This is a genomic window from Streptomyces sp. NPDC001970 (genome assembly GCF_053594115.1).
Map to the genome: position 1 here is coordinate 35,367 of NZ_JBSFDW010000029.1, position 21,521 is coordinate 56,887.

Below are 21,521 nucleotides of genomic sequence, written 5' to 3' on the forward strand. Positions count from 1 at the left end.
GGGGATGTGGGGATTCCCTGCGGCCCGGACCACAAGAGAGAGCTGTGCTCATGCCAACGTACGCACGAGTAACCAACCCTGGGAAGTTACGCGTCGGTAAAATGTGAGGGATGGTCAGAGGACCGCTGATATGAGGAAAGATCCGTTACGCGGCCAGTGAGCCCGGAATGACCGCCCGTGGACCGAACCTTGCACGGGCCAGGTCGGCGACCGCCTCGCCCCGGCGGGCCTTCTCGTCGGCCGGGTCGAACGTGAGCTGATGCGCGGCGTCGTCGGCCGGGATCAGCTCCTCGGCGCGCAGGGCGAGGGCGCGGTCACGAGGGCGCTGCAGGCCGAGGCCATCGAGGAGGGAAGCGCGTGGGTTCGCGGATTCCTGGAGGCGTTCGAGCGGGAACTCGTGCCGTTTATGACGGTATTGGCGACGTCCCCAGCGTGTTGGCTGGGGACTTGCCAGTGGCCATGTACGTGAGTTGCGGACGTCGTTCGGACGCGAGATTGGGAGTCGCACGCCCGCGCGAATACCCGATGTACGCGACTTCGGGTTCTGGCTCAACTTCCGTGGTCCGTGACCGTGGGTTACCGGTCAGATCTCGAAGAGAGCTTCCTCTTGTGGCGGGACCGGAGGGTCGAGGACGTCGCGGAGGCGGACGATGCCTTGGCGCCATTTCGGACCGTGCGCAGCATCGCCCCACAGGTCGGCGAGTTCAGACGTCTCAGCGACGATCCGGTCCAGAGCATCGACTGCGAGCGTTCGGAGGTCTGCGGGGAGTTCTGGGATCGGTTCCGAGGGGCCGTAGTTTGAACACGTCGGTTCGCCCTCAGGATGCTGTGCGACAACCAGGGCCGCCGCGGCAACGGCTCGCTCGGCGTAGGCGGCGTCCAGTTCGCCCGCAGGGTTGGTGGCTCGTTCGAGCACGCTGCGGATCACGGGCTCGCGTTCTTCCATGGATGCGTCGTCCAAGTTGCCGCCGAAGTCGGCGGCGGTGTCGTTGTCGAAAGGGCCGATGTCCCAGGTGCCCACATGATCTCCTCCCGTGGCTGTCCGGGGATCCTCTCGCTGGCCACCGACAGTGACGTCATGACGCAAGCAGTACCCGCTTACGCAGGAGCTCGAAGCCAGCGCGTCCATACATCTGCCGCTTGATCATTTTGATGCGATTGACACGGCCCTCGACGACGCCTGAGCTCCACGGCAGGGTCAGGCCCGCGGTAACGGCTGCGAGTTCGCGTTCAAGGCCGTTGGTGAAGGTATTCAGGCTGGGCAGGTCGTCGGCTCGGACCGCCGCTATCCACTCGGGGAGCCGTTCCCCCTGGAGCTCCGTGAGCATCTGCCCGAAGCAACGGACGTGCCTGGCGAGGGCATTTAGTTCGGGGCAGTGAGCGAGGACGGACTTGAGCTTCAAGCCCTCGTTCTCCGGAAGTGCGTCAGGGTGGGTCAGGATCCAACCGGCAACAGTCCTGGAGACGGCGGCCGACCGCCCGGCACGGTGTCCCGGAAGCGACGAAGGTATGCGGGGACGGCCCCGTATCCACCTGCGTGGCCGTGCGTCTGGATCTCCTGCCAGAGGGTCCGGGCGTTCATGCAGCCCTCGGCCCCACCGCTCGTGCAAGTACGGCGTGAAGTCGTCGAGCTTCGTCCGCCTGCGGAGGGATGAGGCTGGTGAGCCGGACCCCGGCGCGCAGCAGCTGTAGCGGGACCCGGATGTTGACCCGGCTCGCCCCGTCGCCGCCGGAGTCGTCCGCCGCGTTCACCACCACGCGCAGGTACTTGGCCGGGGTTTCGGGCGGGATGTGGCTCCCGGCGGAGACTCGGGCTGTTCTCGTTCGAGGGCGTCGAGCAGCCGCTCGGCCTCGTCCGCGGTGATCTTGCCCTCGGCCGGCATCTGCAGGATCTGGCGGCGCTGCTCGTTCATTGTTGCTCCTTGCTCTGACTCATCTGACGCTTACCAGTACGGCCGTTCGGCCCTGCTCGATCTCGATCCGGGTGCCGGGCAGCGCCCACAGCAGTTGCCCGGTGCCGCGCAGCGCGCCCACCGGGCTGACCCGGGTGGCGAGGCATGTGACCAGTCCGGCCGGCACGGCGAGCAGCAGCAGCGTTGACAGCAACAGCAGTACCGGCAGGACAGGGACGTACAGCCGCAGCCGGCGGCCGTCGGGACGGTGATAGCGCACCGTCACCAGCTGCGGGATCATCGGGGCCTCTCCAGCTCGGCCAGCGCCTCCTGGGCGCTGATCTCCCCCCGTCGCAGGCGGTCAACGACGTCGGCGGCGCCGGTGGATGCCGGGTCGGTGTCGACGAAGTCGAGGTGCTTGGCGATCCGGTTCAGCCTGGACTTGATCGTCGGGTAGCCCACCCCGAAGATCCGCTCCATCTCCTTGAAGCCGAGCGGGCCGACCGAGGCGATCGACCCGGACGTCATGGCGACGACCGACAGGATCTCGATCGCGGTGGGCCCGGCCGGAGAGTCCTGGTTCTGCTCCTTCAGAGGCTGCGGGCGGTGATGTCGCCGCGGGAGGTGGTGGCGCGGATGTCGAGTTCGGGGGTGCCATCGTTCTTGAGGGCGTTGCTGACGCGGCCGTAGTCGGTGCCGGCGTCCAGGGCGGCCGAGACGCCGGCGGCGACGGCGATGGAAATGTCGCCGGACTGGGTGCGGAGCACGACGGTGCCGCGCACGGCCTCGGTGATCCGGATGTCGCCCCTTGCGGTGCTGATCTCCGCGGGGCCGCCCAGCCGGCCGACCTCGACGTCGCCGTCGATCGCAGTGAGGCGGACGCTCGCGGCCTCGTCGATCTTGATCTGGCGGTACGCGCCGTCGAAGGCGACGTCGCCGAGGCGTCCGACGCCGCGGAGCTCGGCGCTGGCGGCCTTGGCCTCGACGCGGGAGCCGGCGGGCAGTTGCACGGTGACCTCGATGGATCCGGAGGGGCCCAAGAGCTGGTTGTCGGGGGCCGGGGCCGTGATCCGCAGGACGCCGTCGGCGTATTCGACCGTGGTCTGCTCAGCCGCCTTCACGTCGCGGCCCTTCGAGGGGTTGGCGGGCAGGACCTCGACGGTGGTGTCGGCGCGGTCTGCGGCGATGAACTGGACGCGTCCGGCGGGGATGTCCAGGACGGCGGAGACCGGGGCGGGGGTGTCGAACTTCTGCATCGTGCTCTCCTGTGCTCGCTCGTTGTTTCTGACACCGGAAACGCTACGTTGCATTCCAAGTTCTAGCAACACACCCGTTGCACAGGATCGATATATATGCAGGTAGAGTCCGGGAAACTGTTGCAACGACCTTGAGAGTAATGCAACGACAACCGCCCTGAGCATTGCAATGGATGAGGAGTGAACGCTATAGTGGGGGGATCAGGGACCGCCACGAAGGATCACCAAGGAGATCGCGATGCCGGGAGGCAGGCTCACCCAGCAGGAACGCCAGCAGATCGCGCTGGGGCTGGCCGACAGCCTCCCCTACGCCGAGATCGCCCGACGCCTCGACCGTCCGACCTCGACGATCACGCGTGAGGTGATGCGCAACGGCGGCCCCACCGCCTACCGCGCCGACCTGGCCCACCGCGCCACCGAACGCCGCGCCCACCGGCGCAGGCAGGCCGCGCCCCGGGGGGCGGAGACGTCCCCGCAGATCCACGGACGCGACGCCGAGGCCGTGGCCGAGTACGAGGAGACGTTCACCACCGTCCTCATGGCTTCGGGCCTGCCCAAGATGACGGCCCGGGTGCTCACCTGCCTGTTCACCACCGACGCGGGCAGCCTCACCGCGTCCCAGCTCGCCCAGCGCCTCCAGGTCAGCCCGGCGTCCGTCTCCAAAGCGATCGCCTTCCTGGAGAGCCAGAGCCTCGTCCGCCGAGAACGCGACGAACGCCGCCGCGACCGCTACGTCGTCGACGACGAACTCTTCTACCAGGCGACGATCGCCAGCGCCCGATCCAACGACCAGCTCGTCGAAACCGCACGCCAAGGCGTCGCCATCCTCGGCCCCCACACCCCCGCCGCCACCCGCCTGGAGAACATCGCCCGCTTCCTCGACTTCATCAGCGAAAGCATCACCCGCGCCGCCGAACAGGCCCGCGAAGTCCTCCGCACCAAACCCGAAACGACGTCGAACGACACCGCCCAACCACGTCCAGACCACGGATAGACAGCCGTCTCGATCGCCACAGCCATGAGACGAAGCCGGCTGCGTCCTCGGGGAAACATCATGGCGGCCGTGAAGGTCCGTCTCGCGGGCGGCCAGGACATCACCGCCGCAATCACCAAGGACGCGGTCGCCGACCTGGGTCCGGCCGCCGGCACCTCCGTCCTCGCGCTGATCAAGTCGACCGCGATCTCCCTCGCCACCGCCTGATCAACACCCGCTTGCCCGTGGGCCCGTCCCTTGAGGGGCGGGCCCACGCGCATACCTGTCGGCCGACACCCGCCGACCATCCAGATCCCACTCCCTCACGCGCAGAACGCCGCCGCAGGGCCCACCGTCCCCGGCCCGAACCGGGCGTTGAGAGCGTCCACGACGGGTTCCATGCGCAGCTGTGCCTCGCGCCCCTGGTCCAAGGTCAGTTGCGTGGACGCGTGGACGGCGTCGACGACCTCAGCCGTCAGAGCAACCCGCCGGATCCGTGCCCGCTGCAGCCCGAATCCGTCCAGGACACCACTCACCACCTGCCGCAGGTCATCGGTATGAGCGGACACGGAGGCCAATCTGCGGGAGCGGGAGATCTCCTGTCGATCCGCCAGCCGCACAGCCACGGTCAGCGACCGGGCAGCCTGCCGGCGCGACCGCATCAGCGCTCCCAGCTCGGCGGACAACCGCAAGGACGCAGCACGCACCTGCCGGCCATCGAGCACATCCACCGGAAAGTCCGTCCGCACGCAGACCGACCGGGGCGCACGCCCCGCAACGACGCTCAGACGGTCCACCCCACGGGCGCGTTCTTGCAGTTCACGGCCGGCCCGGCCCAAAATCCGCGCGGCGGTCACCGCCGGCAGTTCGGCAAGCTGCCCGATGGTCGCCACGCCCAGCCGCGTGAGCGCCTCGGCCTGCACTCGGCGAATCCCGTACAACTCCGCAACCGGCAACGGACCGAGAAACCTCCCCACCTCACCCGGCGCCACGTACCGGACGCCCCCGTCTCCGGTGCGAGCTGATGCCATGGCCGCCGTCGTCCACGACGGGCCGGCACCGATCACCGTACCCACCCCGTACAACGCAGCAGCCTGAAGCCTCACCCTCTGCGCCAGCTCGACAGGACCGACGCCAAACAGCCTCAACGAACCTCCCACCTGGGCAACTGCTGCCGACGGCGCCAACGGCTGCACCAAGGGGGTGAACCGCTCGATCACCGTCATGATCTCGGCAAGTCCACCACGCTCGCGGAGCCGCACGTGAAAGAAGAGGGGATCGCTCATCGCCCGCACTCCGTACCGTAGGACTGCCCCCGGTCCGGCAACCCGACGGAGCATCGCGGCAGGATGGGCCGGTGCCCGGCGAGTTCACGCCCTGCAGGGTGCGAGAATCCAGGAACCGGTCGGCTTCGGTTCGGTCCGGCTCCGATGACGCAGTCGGCGCCGTACAGGGCGAGCACCCGCACCCGTATCAGCGAGGCGAGGCCGGCGGCATCGCGTCCGAAGTAGCGCAGCGCGCCCCGCACATCGACGAGCGCCCCGTCCGGCGGCGCCGCCTCGACCACGGGCGTGAACGCGCCGAGCAGCCCCGCGTACGCGGCCCCGTCCGGCGGCCCCCCGCCGGGCTTGCGGAAGCGCAGGTACAGAACGGACGCTTCCGGTGCGCCCGACTCGTCGGCCGCCTCGGGCGAGGCTGCCTTCCGCGGGTCCGTCCGTTCCCTCGTCATCCCGCGCTCCCCGGACTCTGGTGCCACAACTTCCTTACGGGCGCGGTCCCTTCACCCGCCGGGCGGAGGTCCGCCCAGGCGTTCATCTCGTAGCCGGTGGACATGCGGATGGTGCGGTCCGCAGGCGAGGCGGCAGGTCCGGCGGAATCCGTCGCGGCCAGCCGCTCGGCCACCGCGTCGAGACCGCCCGTACGCCGGACCTCGATCAGGTCCGCGAGGTTCCAGGCCGCCGAGCCGACCACGCTGAGGCTGCGCGGGCCCCGGCGCTGGACCACTCCCCGCACCAGGAGCAGCCAGGAGTGGAAGACGGTGTGCGCGCACGCCTCGTGGCTGTCGTCGAAGAAGGCCAGGTCGACCAGCCCCGTACCGTCGTCCAGGGTGGTGAAGATGACCCTGCGGCCGGAGCGGATCGGCGGGGTCTGGGTGGCCGCCTTGGCGCCCGCGACCAGCACGGTCGTGCCGTGTTCGGCGTCACGCAGCCGCCGCGCGGGGATCGCGCCCAGCTCGTCGAGGAAGGCGTGGTGGTCCGCCATCAGATGGCGGGACGCGTCCATGCCGAGGACGCCGAGCTCGGCGCTGAGCCGTTCGGCCTCGTTGAGGTCGGGCAGGCCGACGGGCGCGGTCCTGCGGCCGCCGCCCAGGGGCAGTTGGCCGCCGTGGGAGGCCAGGCCCCGTTGCGTGCGGTGGAGTTCGGCCAGGTGCAGCATCAGGTCCCGGCGGTTCGCGCCGAATTCGTCCAGCGCGCCGACCTGCGCGAGCCGTTCCGCGACCGGCCGCCCCGGCCGCGCCCGCTCCCAGAAGTCCAGCAGGGACGCATACGGCTGCCCCTCCTCGATCCGCGCCGCCTCCGCCTCGCTGATGCCATGGACATCGGAGAGCGCGAGGCGAATGCCCCACTTTCCATCAGACATCAGTTCGATTCGATAGGCGGCCGCCGACCGGTTCACATCCAGCGGCAGCACCGGCACTCCCCGCCGCCGTGCGTCCGCCAGCAGCAGCCGCTTCGGATACATCCCGGGGTCGTGCGTGAGCAGCCCCGCGTAGAAGGCCGCGGGATGGTGCGCCTTGAGCCACGCCGACTGGTACGTCGGCACGGCGAAGGCGACCGCGTGCGCCTTGCAGAAGCCGTACGAGCCGAACGCCTCGATGATCTCCCAGGCCCGCGCGATCACTTCGGCCGTGTATCCCTTCCGCTCCGCCTGCTGCGCGAACCACACCTTGATCCGCCCCTGCGACTCCGGGTCGGAGAGCCCGCGCCGCACCCGGTCGGCCTCGTCCCGGCCGCACCCGGTCATGATGTTCACCATCTCGATGATCTGTTCGTGGAAGACGACCACCCCGTACGTCTCCCCCAGCGGCCCGGCCAGATCCGGGTGCGGGAAGCGGACCGGTGCCCGCCCGTGCCGGGCCTCGATGAACGGCCGGACCATGTCGGCGGCGACCGGCCCCGGACGGAACAGCGAGATGTCGACGACCAGGTCGTGGAAGGTCGCGGGCTGCAGTCTGCCGACCAGATCGCGCTGGCCGGGCGACTCGATCTGGAAGCAGCCCAGCGTCTCGGCGGAGCGGATGAGCTGGTACGTCGCCGGGTCACCCGGCGGTACCTGCCCCGGGTCGTCCAGGTCGATCCGCTCACCCGTCGCCCGCTCGACCTCGGCGACGGCGTGCGCCATCGCGGACTGCATCCGCACGCCCAGCACGTCGAGTTTGAGCAGCCCGAGGTCCTCGACGTCGTCCTTGTCGAACTGGGACATCGGGAAGCCCTCGCCGCTGGTCGGCATCACGGGCGTACGCCGCAGCAGCGAGACATCCGAGATGAGCACCCCGCACGGGTGCATGGCGACGCCGCGCGGCAGCGCGTCCAGGCCCTCGACCAGCTCCCACAGCCTGCGGTGTCCGCCCTTCTCCTTCGCCACCTCGCGCAGTTCGGGCAGCTCCGCCATCGCCGCGCGGGCGTCGCGCGCGCGGATGTGCGGGAACGCCTTGGCCAGCCGGTCGATCTCGGCCGGGTCCATGCCGAGCGCGGCGCCCACGTCCCGGATCGCGTGCCGCACCCGGTAGGTCTCGGGCATGGCGACGGTGGCGACCCGCTCCTCGCCGAAGCGGTCGATGATCGCGCGGTAGACCTCCAGCCGGCGCGCGGACTCCACGTCGATGTCGATGTCGGGCAGCACGAACCGGCGCTTGGACAGGAAGCGCTCCATCAGCAGGCGCTGCTCGACCGGGTCGGCGTGGGCGATGCCGAGCAGATGGTTCACCAGTGATCCGGCGCCGGAGCCGCGTGCGGCGACCCGGATGCCCATCTTCTTGATGTCGTCGACGACCTGAGCAACCGTCAGGAAGTACGAGGCGTTGCCGTGGAAGCCGATGATGTCCAACTCGGAGTGCATCCGCTCCCAGTAGGCGCGGGCATCGGGCCTGCGGTCGTAGCCGTGCAGCACCATCCCGGCGGCGGCGCGGGAGGCGAGGACGCGCTGCGCGCTGCGCTGCCCGGCGCCGACGAGATGCGGCTCGGGGAAGTAGACGGACCCCATGCCCAGATCGCCTTCGGGGTCGACGAGGCACTCGGCGGCGGTCTCCTCGGTCACGGTGAGCAGCCGGTGCGCGGCGTCGCGCCGCCATCCGGCCGCCTCGGCGATCCGCTCCGCCGCGCGGTACATCTCGTCCGCGCCCTTGAGCCAGCGCTCTCCGCTGTCCAGGCCCTTGGCCGGGTCGACCGGGACGAGCCGGCGGGCCGCGTCCAGGACGTCGGCGACCGGGCCCTGGCCGGGGTCGGCGTACCGTACGGCGTTGCTCAGCACGGCCCGGACGCCCTGCTCGGCGGCGAAACCGGCGGTACGTGCGGCGAGCCGCAGCGAGCCGGGGCCCGTGCCCGCAAGGCCGTGGTGCACCACTTCGAGGCGCAGGGCGTCGCCGTACCGCTCCCGCCAGGGGGCGAGCAGCCGGGCCGCCCGGTCGGGGCGGCCTGCGGCCAGCGCCCCGCCGACCTCGGATGCGGGGCCGAGCAGCACGGTGAGCCCGTCCCGGGCCCCGGGAGCATCCAGCGCGTCCCACTCGACGACGGGCCGATCGGCCGCGGTGTGCGCGGCAGTGATCAGCCGGCAGAGCTCCGCCCAGCCGGCCGCGCCGTCGCGGGCGAGGAAGGTGACCCGGGGGGTCGACTCGTCGACGAAGGCTCCGCCGCGCACCGGTGTGCGCCGCCGCGCGGCGGTCGTGGGCGCCTGCTCCCGTACGGCGAGCTCGGCACCGAACAGCGGACGCACCCCCTCCCTGGCGCAGGCCTTGGCGAACCGGACCGCGCCCGCGAGGGTGTTGCGGTCGGTCAGGGCCAGTGCGTCCATGCCCCGCTCGGCGGCGCGCTCGGCCAGCCGCTCCGGGTGCGAGGCTCCGTACCGTACGGAGAATCCGGACACGGTGTGCAGATGCGTGAACCCGGGCATCCGCACCTCCTGGATCAATCCGTTCTCACCTCCCCCTCGCCTCCACCATAGACCAAGTTTCGAACAACCGTGCGATAGCTGCGGCCCTCATGTCCCATCCGACACCCGATCCCGCCCCACCTGCGCAAACGGTGTACGGGACGCCCGTGCGCGACACCCGCGCGCCACGGCGGACGGGCACAGGAGCCGGCGTCACAGCGGGCGGTCCCGGGTGCCATCGGGGGGAATGTCGATCGCGTCACGTTGGCCGCCGCTCCCCGGGTGGTACGAGTCGGGTCGTGCCGGGAGGTGGCGACGGGCAGCTGCCGGGGCGCACGGGCGGCGAGCCGCCGGTCGCGCCCGTCCTGCGCACGGCCGCCGCCTACTCCTGGCGCGTGCTGGTCGTGGGAGCCCTGGTGTACGCCGTCTTCTCGGCCCTCGGGCGCTTTCACGAGCTCGCCGTCGCCGTCTTTCTCGGGCTCGTCGTCACCGCGATGCTCCGGCCGGTGGCCGATCTGCTGGCCCGCAGGCTGCCTCGACCGCTCGCCGTCGCCGTCGCGCTGATCGGCAGCATCGTCGTCGTCCTCGGCATCCTGGCCCTCATCGGCGAGACGGTCGCCGAAGAGCGGGGCACGCTGCAGCGGGAGTTCGGCGACGGCATCGAGAGAATCGAACGCTGGCTGGAACAGCCGCCGTTCCGGCTGAACCCGGAGGCGCTCACGGACGTCCAGTCCCGGATCGGCCGGTTCCTGTCCAGCCACCGCTCGACGGTCATCAGTACGGCCCTGAGCGGCGCAGGGCGGCTGGTGGAGGTGCTGACGACGCTCGCGCTGGCGCTGTTCTGCTCGGTCTTCTTCCTGCACTCGGGCGACCGGCAGTGGGGCTGGTTCTGCGCCCAGCTTCCGGTGTCCGTGCGGGAGCGGGTGTCGGTGGCGGGCAGCACGGCGTGGAAGACGTTCACCGGATACACGCACGGCATCGTGCTCATCGCGGCGACCAACGCGATCCTCGTCGGCGTGGCCCTCTACCTTCTCGGCGTGCCGCTCGCGGTGCCCCTCGCCCTGCTGGAGTTCTTCGCCGCCTTCATTCCGCTGGTCGGCTCGCCCATCGCCCTCGCCGTGGCGGCCGTGGTGGCGCTGGCGACCGAGGGGCCGGTCATCGCGGCCGTCGTCGTCGCGCTGATCGTGATCATCGGCCAGATCGAGGGGCATCTGCTGCACCCGATCGTGATGAGCTGGGCCGTCCGGCTGCACCCGGTGGTCGTCGCGCTGTCGGTCGTCGGCGGGGCCGTCGCCGCCGGAGTGATCGGCGCTGTCGTGGCCGTACCGCTGGTCTCGGTCCTCTGGTCGGCCCACCAGGCCCTGCGCACCCTGCCCGGCAAGGGCCCGCCCGCCCCTGACGGGCGCGCCGGGCCGCGGGCGAGCTGAGGGGTACGGGGTACCTGCGACACCCCGTACCCCTCGGCCACAGGCGTCAGCCGATCTGCGCGCCGAAGACCTCCAGCGCCTCCGTCACCGGCTGGAAGAACGTCTCGCCGCCCGACGAGCAGTCGCCGCTGCCGCCCGAGGTCAGGCCGATCGCGGAGTCGTCGGAGAAGAGCGAGCCGCCGCTGTCGCCGGGCTCGGCGCAGACGTTCGTCTGGATGAGGCCGTTGACGATCTGGCCGTTGCCGTAGTTCACGGTCGCGTCGAGGCCGGTGACCTCACCGTCGTGCACCTGAGTGGTGGAACCGCTGCGGGTCACCTGCATGCCCACCGTCGCCTCGGCCGCCTGCGTGATCTCCTGCGAGCCGCCGTCGTACAGGTTCACCGCGCTCGGGTGCTCGGTGTCGCCGTCGTACTTGACGAGCGCGAAGTCGTTCTCGGGGAACTGCGAGTCGACCATCGTGCCGATCGCGGGCCCGCCCGCGGACTCGGACCACTCGCTGCCGGCCTCGCCGCAGTGGCCGGCCGTGATGAAGTGCGGCTCGCCGTCCTTGACGACGTTGAAGCCGAGCGAGCAGCGCCCGCCTCCACTGTGGATGGCGTCACCACCGGCGATGAAGGGCTTGAACTCCCCCGCCGTCTTCTTCAGTTCCGCCTTCTCGCCGAGCCCCTTCACGACCTCCTGGAGCTTGGTCCAGTCCGCGCCCTTGACCGTACGGTCGGCCGTGACGACCACCTTGTTGGTCACGTGGTCGGTGGCCCAGGAAGTGCCGGGGATGGTGGCGCGGTCGGTGAGGGTCTGCCGGGCGGACGTGAGTTCGGCCAGTGTGTTCCGGACGATTCTGGCCTTGCCGCCCGCCTCGCGCACGGACGTGGCGGCCTCCTCGTCCACGACGTTCACGACGAGGGCCTTGGCCTCGGCGTCGTAGTACGCGCCCGCCCCGTCGACGCCCAGCTCCTGGCCGAGCGTCGATGCGAGGTTTCCGGCCGCCGTCGCCGTCAGGATCTTGACCGTGAACTGGGGGGTTTCCTCGCTGGCGTTCGCAGTCTGGAAGGTGATTCCCGCGGCAACGAGAGCGACGACGGCTCCACCTGCCGCCGCCGCACGCTTCTTGGATATGCGTCGGTGCTTCAACATCGACCTCCTGTGGGGGCCGCGCACGGCCAAGTGGGGTGGCCGCACACGGAGGATGGGGCGCCCACTATTCCGACACCGGCCAGTAGCACACAAGGTCGACTTCAGGACGCGCACACGACCGCACGAATGCGCCCTCGGTTCGTTCACAACCATCGGTCACCACCGACGGTTTCGTTTGCGAACACCCGTTGCGATCGGGTCGTGGGCGGCGTGTGAGGACTAGTCCTGTCCGGTTTTCGTCGCTACCGAGCACTCCGCTTTCCCCGCACCGATGGGTAATCATCTCTAGGGCGGGGAATGCCAGGACAGTATTGCTGTATACGGCACATGCGGGCCGTACGGCTAAGGAGGCGGGGCTTGCGACGTCGGGTGCGCGCATCGGACGGGCGGCATCTGATGGTGGAGCGCATCGGTGATCCGCGCGGCAGACCTGTCTTCCTGCTCCACGGCACTCCGGGCAGCAGGCTCGGCCCGGCCCCGCGCGGCATGGTGCTCTACCAGCGCGGAATGCAGCTGATCGCTTACGACCGCCCCGGCTACGGCGGCTCCGACCGGCTGGAGGGCCGCAGTGTGGCCGATGTCGTCAAGGACGTACGGGCGATCGCCGATGCCCTGGGGCTCGACCGGTTCGCCGTCGTGGGCCGCTCCGGCGGCGCACCGCACGCCCTGGCCTGTGCCGCGCTGATGCCCGACCGGGTGACCAGGGCCGCCGCGCTCGTCACGCTGGCGCCACGGGACGCGGACGGTCTCGACTGGTTCGAGGGGATGGCCGCGTCCAACGTCCTCGAGTACACGAGGGCCACCGCCGACCCGGACGGGCTCACCGCCCGGTTCATCACACGCTCCGACGAGATCCGGCGGGATCCCATCAGGCTCCTCGACGATCTGCGCCGGGAGCTGACCGAGTCCGACCGGATGGTGGTCGCGGACGCCGGGGTGCGGTCGATGCTGCTCCGCAACTACCAGGAGGCGCTGCGCACTTCGGCGTACGGCTGGATCGACGACGCGCTCGCCTTCTGCAGCCCCTGGGGCTTCGATCCGGCCGAGATCAAGCCGCCCGTGCTCCTGTGGCACGGCGAGAAGGACGTGTTCTCACCGGTCGGCCACTCCCGCTGGCTCGCGGAGCGCATCCCGGGCGTGACGGCCGTACTGGAGCCGGCCGCCGCGCACTTCGACGCGCTGCACGCGCTCCCGCGGATCCTGACGTGGCTGCTGGAGCCGGATCACTGAGGCCCGGGCAGGGCGGCGCCGGTTCTCCCCCCGCCGAAGGCAGGGGAGAACCGGCGCCGTCTCACCTCACACCGCCAGCGGCTCCAGGTCCCGGTGGATCCTGCGCTCGTCCCGCGCGATCCTGGTCATCACATGGTCGTCGCCCAGCAGCCGCCCCAGCTCCTCGACGGTCTCCGTGCGCAGCGCCGCCGCCTCGTCCTTGCGGCCCAGCGCGCTGAGCGTGACGCACATGTTGGAGGCGACGGCGAGGGTCTCCGGGTGGTGGGCGCCCAGCACCTCGCGGAGTTTCCTGACCGCGCGCCGCTCGGTGTCCAGTGCCGCCTCCAGTTCACCCATGTCCGCACGGGCGTTGGCGAGATTGACCGTGCAGAACAGGGTGTGCGGATGGGCACTGCCGAGGATGTCCGTCATCCTCCTGATGGTCGGCTGCAGCAGCTCCTCCGCGAGATCGGGGGCGCCGCAGCCCCAGTGGTAGATGCCGAGGTTGTTGATCGCGGCGAGGGTGTACGGGTGCTTCTCGCCCGGCACCTCCATGTACTGGTCGACGACCTCCTGTGCCAGGTCCCTCGCGGCGACGGGCTCCCCGGCCGCGAACAGGTCGGCCGCCAGGTTCAGATCGCAGGCCAGCGAGTCCGGGTGGGCGTAGGTGTACTTGGCGCGGTAGCGGTTGCGCGTCGCGGTGGTGAGCCGGCGTGCGTCCTCCGCCCTGCCGGCCTTGCGCAGCGACACGGCGAGGCTCTTCGCCGCCGCCAGCGTGCCGGGGAAGGCCCGGCCGAGCGTCTCCTTGTAGACGTCGTACGTACGCGAGAGCAGCGCCACCGAGTCCTCGTACCGGCCGGCCTCCCGCAGGTCGCGGGCGAGTGAGGTGGCCGAGGAGAGGGTGTACGGGTGCTCGGGGCCGAGCACCTCGGTGCGCCGGTCGAAGACGTCCTGGTCGATCTCGCGGGCGCGCGCGTACTGGCCGACCATGCGCAGGTTCAGCGCGAGGTTGTTGGCCGCGGCCAGGGTGCGCGGGTGGGACTCGTGGAAGATCTGGCTGAAGCCCTCGTGGGCCTCGGTGGCCAGTTCCATCGCCTTGCCGTACTGGCCGAGCGTGCCGAGGTCCATCGCGAGGCCACTGGTGGTCATGTACGTGTGCGGATGGGACGGGCCGAGGACGGCCTGCTGCCGCTCCAGGGTCACCTCGTCCAGCTCCCGCGCCTCCACGTAACGCCCCTGGGAACGAAGGATGTTGGAGAGATGGAAGCGCAGGTACAGATACTGCAGGTCGTCGTTTCCGAGCATGTCGCGCCAGGAGTCGCGCAGTTCCTCGGCGAGCACCCCCGCGGTCTGCCAGTCGCCGCGCTTCCACAGATAGCGCACGCGGTCGATGAGCAGCCGCCTGGTCTCCGGCTCCTTGCAGAAACGGGCCTCCGAGGGGCCGAGGTGCGGCCAGATGGTGTTGAACCGCGGCCAGGTCTCGGGGTTGTCGATCGGCTCGTCGTCGTCGGGGCGTGCCCCGGCGAGGATCCGGTGGACGGCGTGCCGCGCGTCCATCTGCTCCTCCTCGCTGAGCTGGGCCCGGATGACGGCCTGGACCAGCCGGTGCACCTGGATGGAGTTGGAGACCTGGTCGACCTTGGCGAGGGCGAACCGGCCGATCTCCCGGATGACCCGGCCCAGCACGAGCTTCTCCTGGAGGGAGGAGTCGTACGGCTTGAGGGCTTCGATCATCTCCTTGCTGTAGAGGAGGTTCGCGGAGATCGGCTCGGGTGCGAAGAACGCACAGAGCTGGAGCAGCCGCACGGCCGCGGGCGAGCGTTCCTTGAGCCGCTCGATGGAGACGTTCCAGGTCGCGGCGACCGGCTCGGGATAGCCCACGGGCTGGTTGAGCGCGAGGACGCGCGGGGCCTGCTGGGCCAGCTGCTCCAGATACGCGGCGACGGGCGTCGCGGTCTCGGCGATCCACGCGGCGGCCTGCTCGACGGCGAGCGGCAGGTCTCCGACGGCGCCGGCGACCTGATCGGCGTCGTCGAGCGTCAGCCCGGGGGCGCGGCGCTGCAGGTGCTCGACGGACTCCTCGCGCAGGAAGACGTCGACGGGCAGGGCGTCGCCGTACTGGGACCAGGTCTGGTTCCTGGAGGTGACCAGGATGTGTCCGCCGCTCGGGAAGAACTTCTTCAGCTGCTCGGGGTCGTCGGCGTTGTCGAAGACCAGCAGCCAGCGCGAGGTCGGTACGCCGCGCCGCAGCAGGTCGACGGCCTCCTGGGAGGCGGCTGCCATGTCCTCGCCGCCCTGGGCGCCGAGCCGCGTGGCGAGTTCGGCGAGACCGGCGACGACGTCGTCGGGCTGCTCGGACGAGATCCACCACACCAGGTCGTAGTCGGCCATGAAGCGGTGCACGTACTCCAGCGCCACCTGGGTCTTTCCGACACCGCCGAGCCCGTACAGCGTCTGGGGCTGCGGCAGGACGACCGCCATTCCGCCGCCGAGCTGGTCGCGCATCCGCTCCAGGACGACGGAGCGTCCGGTGAAGCCGGGGTTGCGGGGCGGTGCGTTCCAGATCTTGGGGACGGTGCCGGGGAAGCGGGGTCCCGGCGGGACGCCGTCGGAGAGCTGCACGGGCCGGTCGAGGGCGCGCAGCAGAGCGGTGGTGGCGTGCACCTCGTCGAGGCGGAAGAGGTCGACGGGGTTGCGGTCGATGTAGGGGGTGGTGAGGCGTACGTCGCCGACGCGCAGCGGCAGCAGATGGCGCCGGCCGCCGCCGGGGTCCTCGGACGCGGCGCGCTCCCACACCTCCATGGCACGCGAGGACTTGAGGTAGGCGCTGGAGAGCAGCACGACGGTGCGGGCGGCGGTCTCGGCGGCGTGCGCGGCCGTGCCCTCCTGCGGCGGCTCGGCGGAGACGTCGCGCGGGACGACGCGGAAGCCGGCGCGGGTGAGGACGGACTCGATCCAGTCGGCCCACATACGGTTCTCGGCGACGTAGCTGAGGAAGAGGTCGGCGGGCAGGGCGGGCCGGCGGCGGGTGAAGGCGTCCCTGATCCGCAGCCTGACCTCCTCGCCCACCGCGGGCATGGAGGTGATCTCCCCGTCGGTGACGACGGACGTGAGCCGCTCGAAGGCGGAGAGCAGGGAGTTGGTGAGCCCGGTCTCGTCGCCGAAGGTGGCCAGGGTCTCCTCGTACGCGTAGTAGGGGCGGTACGGGATCTCCACCCCGCCCCAGTAGGAGGCGAGTTCGTCGCCCGCGAGACCGGTCGGGAAGCGGTCGAACTTCAGCCGGGCCAGTGCCCGTCCGGCGTCGGCCTTCTCCTTCTCGCCCTCGTCGATACGCATGGGCACGGGGAAGATCCGGATGCCGCGGCCGCCGTAGCGCTCGTCGATCTGGCGGGCGACGGCTGCCGCGCCGTCGATGGACTGGTCGCTGAGGGTGAAGCAGTCGACGAGGACGTCGGGCAGATGGACGGTGCAGATGTCGGCGATGTCGCTGAGACCGGTGCGGCTGTCGATGAGGACGTAGTCGTAGTTGGCCTTCATGTCGTCGCGCAGCGCGTCGAAGAAGTGCCCGCCGCCGAGGCGGTCGTAGAAGTTGTCCCAGTCGAAGGTGGAGACGGTCGCCGAGTACTCGCGGTTCTGCTTGCCCGCGGAGACGAAGTCGAGGGTGCCGCCCTCGGGGAACTCCCAGCCCAGGGCCTCGGGTGTGAGGGAGACGGCGTGCGGCTGGATGCGCGCGTAGTCGCGGTGCCAGTCGTCGGGGCGCTGCACGGGACTGGTGGCGGCCCAGGCGTATTCGGTGATCAGGTCGATGACACCGGTGGTGGCGCCGAGCGTCGAGGGGTCGAGGAAGGGATGGAAGAAGCGGTGCAGACCGGGGGCCTCGAGGTCCCAGTCGACGGCGAGGACCCGCCTGCCGTTCGCGGCGAGTATCCAGGCCGTGTTGGCCATGGCCATCGTCCGGCCGGTGCCTCCCTTGTAGCTGTAGAAGGTGACGATGCGTCCGTCACGACTGGCTGTCATCCGTGTCCTCCGCATCGGGCGCCTGGTCGAGCATGTCGTGGATGAAGTGCGTGGTGGCGTACTCGGCGGCCATCGGGCCGCGCAGCCGGGGGCGTTCGGTGTGGCTGCCGCCGGCGGGTGGATAGACCTGGGCGTGTCTCAGGTACTGCTGGGCGGCGGCCTCCACCACCTGGGGGAGGATCTGGCCGAAGGCCTCCATGCTGGGTACGCCGCGGGCTGCGGCCCGGCAGGCGGCGCGGCCCTGGCTCAGTTTGGTCGGCAGGGTCGCCTCGAGTTTGGCGGTGAGTTCGCTGTCGGCGGCCCGGCTCTGGTGGTCGTCGCGGTTCCAGGGGACGACCACACTGACCCAGGGGCGGTGCTCGGCGTCGAAGGCGGCGAGCCGTGTCCTTCTCTCCTCGTCCTCCAGGGCCCAGCGGTCGATGAGGAGCAACTCGGGCTGCACCGGCGGCTGTTTGGCGTCGCCGGGTGAGGCGTCGAGGTCGAAGGAGGTCACGGTGGCCTGGTAGTTGAGGGAGCGGACCAGGTCCTGTGCGACGTAGCCGAGGGGCCGGGCCGCTTCCGGGTGGTACGGGTTCCAGTCCTGCGGCATGTCGCCGTAGTAGGCGGGGTCGCGGCCCTCGGGCAGTTCGTGCCGGGTGGGAGCGGCGACCGTGACCTGGATGGGCCGGGGGCCGCTGCTGCGGGAATCGGCCGGGTTGGGTGTGCCGAAGGCGCTGGGTGCCTGCCGGTAGTCGAGGGGCCTGCTGGGCCCGACCCCGGCGGTGTCGGCGACGCTGACGATGCGCTTGGCGAGTTCGTAGACCGCGCGCTCGTACTCCTCGGTGAATATGCGGAGTTTGATGAGCCCGTAGAGGCCGTCGGTGACGTACCGGTCCCCGAAGGCGCGGTGGTTGAACTGCAACCGCTCTGCGGGGCCCGGGAGTTGTTCGGGCGGCACCGGCACCCAAAGGGCGGGCACGATGGCCTCGGCCGGCCGGTTGTTCTTGGCCTGGTGGTAGATGGCCCGCTGGGCGAACGCGTACCACTCCTTCCCGCACATCTCGCTGGCGAAGTAGCGCGGCGAGAACAGCGGTACGAAGACGCGGCAGGTGGCGAGCACTTCGCCGAGCCGCTCCGACCAGCCCTCGCCCGAGCGTATCTCCCGGTCCATGAAACCGGCCGGAGCACCGGCCGGCAGATCGGTCATGGCCATCACGTGGCCGCACAGATCGCGGAACAGCCGCTCGACCCACATATCGGGGTCGGGGCCTCCGGCTCCGTACCTCGGCGTGTGCGCATAGCTCAAGAAGAAGTACGGCCGATGGTCCGCCGCCCGCTGTTGCGATGACGCTTGCACACGACCCCCGTCCTGGTCCTGTGTGAACACCCGCACTCACGGATGATGAAGTACGAGCGAATCAATCATTCCGGAGCAGACCGGCTCCACCCCCCCATCGGTCAGTCAATCAGGGCCGCTTTTCGGTCATCCACGCCACGGCATGGTCCACCGCATCCCTGATCGAAAACAACCTTGCGGCCGTTCTCCCCAGTTGCCCCTTCTGCCCCCGGTTCTCGTCGATGGCCTCGAATGCGTCTCCGATGACGCCGAAATCGCCGTCGTCCAGCGTGACGTCCTCGTATTCCGTCCATTCCGGACCGTCCGTCCCACGCACCACACAGCGATAGCGCCGCGCCGGTGCACCGGTGCGATATTCGGCGAGATGAAAGGCGGTGCAGACCGCGAAGCCCACATTGATCAACAGCACCCGCGCCCCCGCCCGATAGAGGGCTCCCATCGGGGAATCCTCCCCGTAATGGGAGTTCAAGGGGTGTTCGGCGAGCAGTTCCTCCGCCCGGCGGCCCAGCGCGGCGAAGGAGACCTGCGGGTGGGTGCTGCGGAAGGCGCCCGGAGCGGTCCGTACGGACTCGGCCAACCGGCCCATCCCCGTGGAGGGCGTCGTGGCGGGGTCGAAGGCCGGCATCGTGGCCCGGAAGGCCGCCGCCTGTGTGGGTGTCATACCGGCCACCCGCTGTAGATGGACGCTGGACGTGTCCGAGTTGTCGGTGGTGAAGGCGGGCACGACCAGCGTGCCGTCCTCGCCCACCGCGGCCAGCAGCGCGTCGCGCAGCGTCGCGGCGTCGAGGCCGGTGCCGCTGAGCGAGGCGTGGACGAGCACCACGTGCCCCGCCGACAGCCCGAGTTCCGCGAGCTCTTGCGCGAGCCTGTCCCCCTCAGGCGCCACGGGCGGCCTCTTCCCCCAGCTGTGCCAGCAGGCGCTTGCCGTCGAGGGTCAGTTCCGGCGCGTGCTCCAGGGTCTCGACGGCCCGCAGGGCCGCCTCGGCGCTGCCCGGCTCGAAGGCGGCGAGCGCCGCCCGCTCATAGGCTCCCGCCAGCAGCTCCGACACCGGGACCGGTGCCTCCTGCCACGGCGCGGGATGGGTCCACCAACCGTCCCCGGCATGGAGGTCGGTGACGTCCAGCAGGGCTCTCAGCCGCGCCCGCCGGTGGCCGCGCAGCAGTGCGAGCGCCAGCTCCCGCGCGTCCCCGTGCAGGGGCAGGCCGAGCGCACCGAGCCCGTGCCGGCCGACCGCGGGCCCGTCACCGGCCGAGAGGGCCAGCGGGGTCAGCGTGGACAGCGATCCGGCGGCAGCCCCGGCCTGCTGCGGCACCCGCTCCCGCAGCAGGCTCCACGCGCCGGCCAGCCGTCGCGTCCAGTCGGCCGCCTCGTCGAGGCCGAGCCGTGACAGGACCGGTACGCCGAAGCAGTCCCGGTACGGGTCGAGGTCGTCGATCGCGAGATCCGGCGCCCCGTCCCGGCCCAGCCGGCGTACGGGCCGCCAGTCGACGGCGGGTTCGTCGAGCAGGTCGATGCGCCGCTCGACGCCGCCCGCCCGCACCAGGAAGCCCTTCTCGACGGGTCGCACCTCGGCGGTACCGCGCTCCGCGACGTCGGTGAACCGCAGCTCGCCGAGGGCCGGCAGCAGCAGCGCACCGTTCTCGTACGGCACGTGCACGGGCAGATCGGGCCCGCCTCGTACGACGGCGGCGGCGACGGACGCGGACAGCCGGGCGGCCGGAGCGGCGGTGGCGCCCGGCCGTTCCTCCTGCAGGGCGTCCAGGGCGTCGAGCAGCCAGCTGCGCGTGTACGGATGGGCCATCACGTCGTCGAAGCCGCCGCCGTCGGCGCGCTCGACGGCGGCCGTGAGCTCCCAGGCGCGATCCCAGTCCTCGCCGCCCCGCCCGGCGAGCTCGCTGTTGAGGCCGGCGAGCAGCAGCCAGGTCAGCTCGTGCTGTTCGGTGCCGAGTACGGCGTCGTCGGCCACCGCGGGTGACACGGACGCGGCGGAGGTGCGCAGCTCGATGCCGCGGACCAGGGCCTCCAGATCGGTGCAGTACACGGAGGTGTTGTCGAAGTCGGTGCCGGTGCGGTACCGGTGGGTGTAGAGGCCGCCTCCGCACGAACGTACGACGGGGCATTGGCGGCAGGTCTCGCTGACGCCGGCGAGGCCCAGTTGGCGGGCACGCACGCCGGGATGGGCCGCGACCTCGTCGAAGGAGTGCGTGAAGACGTCGAAGCCGGTGGCTGCGGCGCCCTCGTAGGCGCTCTTGAGGGAGTCGACCTGCTCGAGCGTGCCGTCGGTCTCGACGACGACGAGATCGGTGGGGGCGAGGCCCAGCGACTCGGTGAGGCTGGGGCCGCCGGAGAGCGTGGACAGGACCGACTCGAAGAGCCGCACCGGAACGCGGCGGCCCTGCCGGTCCCAGCGGTCGAAGACGGTGAGGATCCAGTCGGCGTACGCCGTGGGCGAGCCGTCGGGCCTCGGGGGCGGCTCGTCCCAGGTGGCGTGCGGCAACAGGAAGTCGATGCGCGGGGGGTCGAGCTCCATCAGCGCGTCGAGAACGGCGACGGGGTCGTTCGCCACGTCGATCGTGCAGAGGAGGCCGAGGTTGAGATGGCGGTAGCGGTCCTGGGCGAGCAGTTCCACGGCCCGGATGACGAGGGGGTGGCTGCTGCGGCCGTCCGCGAAGCGGCGGTGGCGGTCGTTGGCCGCCTTGTCGCCGTCGAGGGAGATGCCCACCTTGACGTCGAACTCGTCGAAGAGGTCGAGATAGCGGGGGCTGAGTTGCAGACCGTTCGTGTGGATCCGCAGGTCGAGCGCGGCGACGCCGTCGAGAGCTTGCGTGAGCTCCTCGCAGATCCGTCGTAACCGGGCGGGGCCCGCCAGCAATGGCTCCCCTCCGTGCAGGATCACTGACACGGAGGGCAGTGCATGGTCCCTTGCGTGCTCGGCCAGTCGCCGGGCCGTCCGGAGAATCGCTTCGTCAGAGATAGTTTTCGGGCGGGTTCGCCAGCTCTGATCTGCGTGTTCGTAGATATAGCAGTGGTCGCATGCGAGATCGCACCTACTGTGCACCTTGAGGACGATCTCACGGAATGGGACCAGGGGTCCTGTCATTCCACCAGTCTAGGGTCAGGCCGCACG

17 protein-coding genes and 2 pseudogenes are annotated in these 21,521 nt (G+C 70.6%); 4 read left to right on the forward strand and 15 right to left on the reverse strand.

Features of this window, described 5'->3' with window-relative positions; genetic code table 11:
- Positions 1-145: 145 nt before the first annotated feature.
- The 7 genes and pseudogenes from ACWCP0_RS29390 to ACWCP0_RS29420 all read right to left on the reverse strand — a co-directional run.
- Positions 146-349: pseudogene (locus tag ACWCP0_RS29390) on the reverse strand (hypothetical protein); the annotation flags it as partial.
- A gap of 234 nt (positions 350-583) precedes the next feature.
- Positions 584-1,021 carry a DUF4259 domain-containing protein gene (locus ACWCP0_RS29395; RefSeq protein WP_451081791.1) on the reverse strand — a complete coding sequence of 146 codons (438 nt, stop codon included), beginning with the start codon at positions 1,019-1,021 and terminating at the stop codon, positions 584-586.
- A gap of 55 nt (positions 1,022-1,076) precedes the next feature.
- Positions 1,077-1,610 carry an ISL3 family transposase gene (locus ACWCP0_RS29400; RefSeq protein ID WP_451081792.1) on the reverse strand — a complete coding sequence of 178 codons (534 nt, stop codon included), beginning with the start codon at positions 1,608-1,610 and terminating at the stop codon, positions 1,077-1,079.
- Positions 1,611-1,748: 138 nt separating this feature from the next.
- A complete protein-coding gene (locus ACWCP0_RS29405; RefSeq protein ID WP_451081793.1) occupies positions 1,749-1,913 on the reverse strand; it encodes an SHOCT-like domain-containing protein in 165 nt (54 codons plus the stop codon).
- 19 nt (positions 1,914-1,932) lie between these two features.
- Positions 1,933-2,193 carry a hypothetical protein gene (locus tag ACWCP0_RS29410; protein ID WP_451081794.1) on the reverse strand — a complete coding sequence of 87 codons (261 nt, stop codon included), beginning with the start codon at positions 2,191-2,193 and terminating at the stop codon, positions 1,933-1,935.
- Positions 2,190-2,420, reverse strand: a complete 231-nt coding sequence (locus tag ACWCP0_RS29415; RefSeq protein ID WP_451081795.1) for a DUF2089 family protein — start codon at positions 2,418-2,420, stop codon at positions 2,190-2,192. The genes ACWCP0_RS29410 and ACWCP0_RS29415 overlap by 4 nt, the downstream gene beginning before the upstream one ends.
- A gap of 62 nt (positions 2,421-2,482) precedes the next feature.
- Complete coding sequence (locus tag ACWCP0_RS29420; RefSeq protein ID WP_451081796.1) at positions 2,483-3,148, reverse strand: DUF4097 family beta strand repeat-containing protein; 666 nt, start codon at positions 3,146-3,148, stop codon at positions 2,483-2,485.
- A 238-nt stretch (positions 3,149-3,386) separates the two neighbouring features.
- Here ACWCP0_RS29420 and ACWCP0_RS29425 point away from each other — a divergent pair, with 238 nt between their 5' ends.
- On the forward strand, positions 3,387-4,142 hold the full coding sequence (locus ACWCP0_RS29425; RefSeq protein WP_451081797.1) for a helix-turn-helix domain-containing protein: 756 nt from the start codon (positions 3,387-3,389) through the stop codon (positions 4,140-4,142).
- A 24-nt stretch (positions 4,143-4,166) separates the two neighbouring features.
- Positions 4,167-4,349, forward strand: coding sequence for a TOBE domain-containing protein (locus ACWCP0_RS29430; RefSeq protein WP_451081798.1), 183 nt, complete (start codon positions 4,167-4,169; stop codon positions 4,347-4,349).
- Between the two features lie 95 nt (positions 4,350-4,444).
- Here the strand turns inward: ACWCP0_RS29430 and ACWCP0_RS29435 are convergent, their stop codons facing one another.
- The 3 genes and pseudogenes from ACWCP0_RS29435 to ACWCP0_RS29445 form a co-directional block, all read right to left on the reverse strand.
- Positions 4,445-5,407 carry a DinB/UmuC family translesion DNA polymerase gene (locus ACWCP0_RS29435; protein ID WP_451081799.1) on the reverse strand — a complete coding sequence of 321 codons (963 nt, stop codon included), beginning with the start codon at positions 5,405-5,407 and terminating at the stop codon, positions 4,445-4,447.
- A 128-nt stretch (positions 5,408-5,535) separates the two neighbouring features.
- A pseudogene (locus ACWCP0_RS29440) lies at positions 5,536-5,763 on the reverse strand (hypothetical protein); the annotation flags it as partial.
- A gap of 83 nt (positions 5,764-5,846) precedes the next feature.
- A complete protein-coding gene (locus ACWCP0_RS29445) occupies positions 5,847-9,290 on the reverse strand; it encodes a DNA polymerase III subunit alpha (protein WP_451081800.1) in 3,444 nt (1,147 codons plus the stop codon).
- A gap of 278 nt (positions 9,291-9,568) precedes the next feature.
- Between ACWCP0_RS29445 and ACWCP0_RS29450 the strand changes: the two genes are divergently transcribed.
- Positions 9,569-10,696, forward strand: a complete 1,128-nt coding sequence (locus tag ACWCP0_RS29450; RefSeq protein ID WP_451081801.1) for an AI-2E family transporter — start codon at positions 9,569-9,571, stop codon at positions 10,694-10,696.
- A 46-nt stretch (positions 10,697-10,742) separates the two neighbouring features.
- Here ACWCP0_RS29450 and ACWCP0_RS29455 read toward each other — a convergent pair whose 3' ends face one another.
- The gene (locus tag ACWCP0_RS29455; RefSeq protein ID WP_451081859.1) at positions 10,743-11,828 is read right to left on the reverse strand and encodes a S1 family peptidase; all 1,086 of its coding nucleotides are present in this window, start codon (positions 11,826-11,828) and stop codon (positions 10,743-10,745) included.
- A 360-nt stretch (positions 11,829-12,188) separates the two neighbouring features.
- Between ACWCP0_RS29455 and ACWCP0_RS29460 the strand changes: the two genes are divergently transcribed.
- Complete coding sequence (locus ACWCP0_RS29460; protein ID WP_451081802.1) at positions 12,189-13,061, forward strand: alpha/beta fold hydrolase; 873 nt, start codon at positions 12,189-12,191, stop codon at positions 13,059-13,061.
- Between the two features lie 66 nt (positions 13,062-13,127).
- Here the strand turns inward: ACWCP0_RS29460 and fxsT are convergent, their stop codons facing one another.
- The 4 genes from fxsT to fxsBH all read right to left on the reverse strand — a co-directional run bounded on the left by fxsT (position 13,128) and on the right by fxsBH (position 21,494).
- Positions 13,128-17,057, reverse strand: a complete 3,930-nt coding sequence (fxsT, locus tag ACWCP0_RS29465; RefSeq protein ID WP_451081803.1) for an FxSxx-COOH system tetratricopeptide repeat protein — start codon at positions 17,055-17,057, stop codon at positions 13,128-13,130.
- On the reverse strand, positions 17,041-18,429 hold the full coding sequence (gene fsxC / locus ACWCP0_RS29470) for an FxsC protein (protein ID WP_451081804.1): 1,389 nt from the start codon (positions 18,427-18,429) through the stop codon (positions 17,041-17,043). Before fsxC ends, fxsT begins: the two co-directional genes overlap by 17 nt.
- A gap of 73 nt (positions 18,430-18,502) precedes the next feature.
- Complete coding sequence (locus ACWCP0_RS29475; RefSeq protein ID WP_451081805.1) at positions 18,503-19,279, reverse strand: aminoglycoside N(3)-acetyltransferase; 777 nt, start codon at positions 19,277-19,279, stop codon at positions 18,503-18,505.
- Entirely contained in the window at positions 19,269-21,494 is a 2,226-nt protein-coding gene (fxsBH, locus tag ACWCP0_RS29480) for a radical SAM/SPASM protein FxsBH, inactivated beta-hydroxylase extension form (RefSeq protein WP_451081806.1), read from the reverse strand. The genes ACWCP0_RS29475 and fxsBH overlap by 11 nt, the downstream gene beginning before the upstream one ends.
- Between the last annotated feature and the right edge of the window lie 27 nt (positions 21,495-21,521).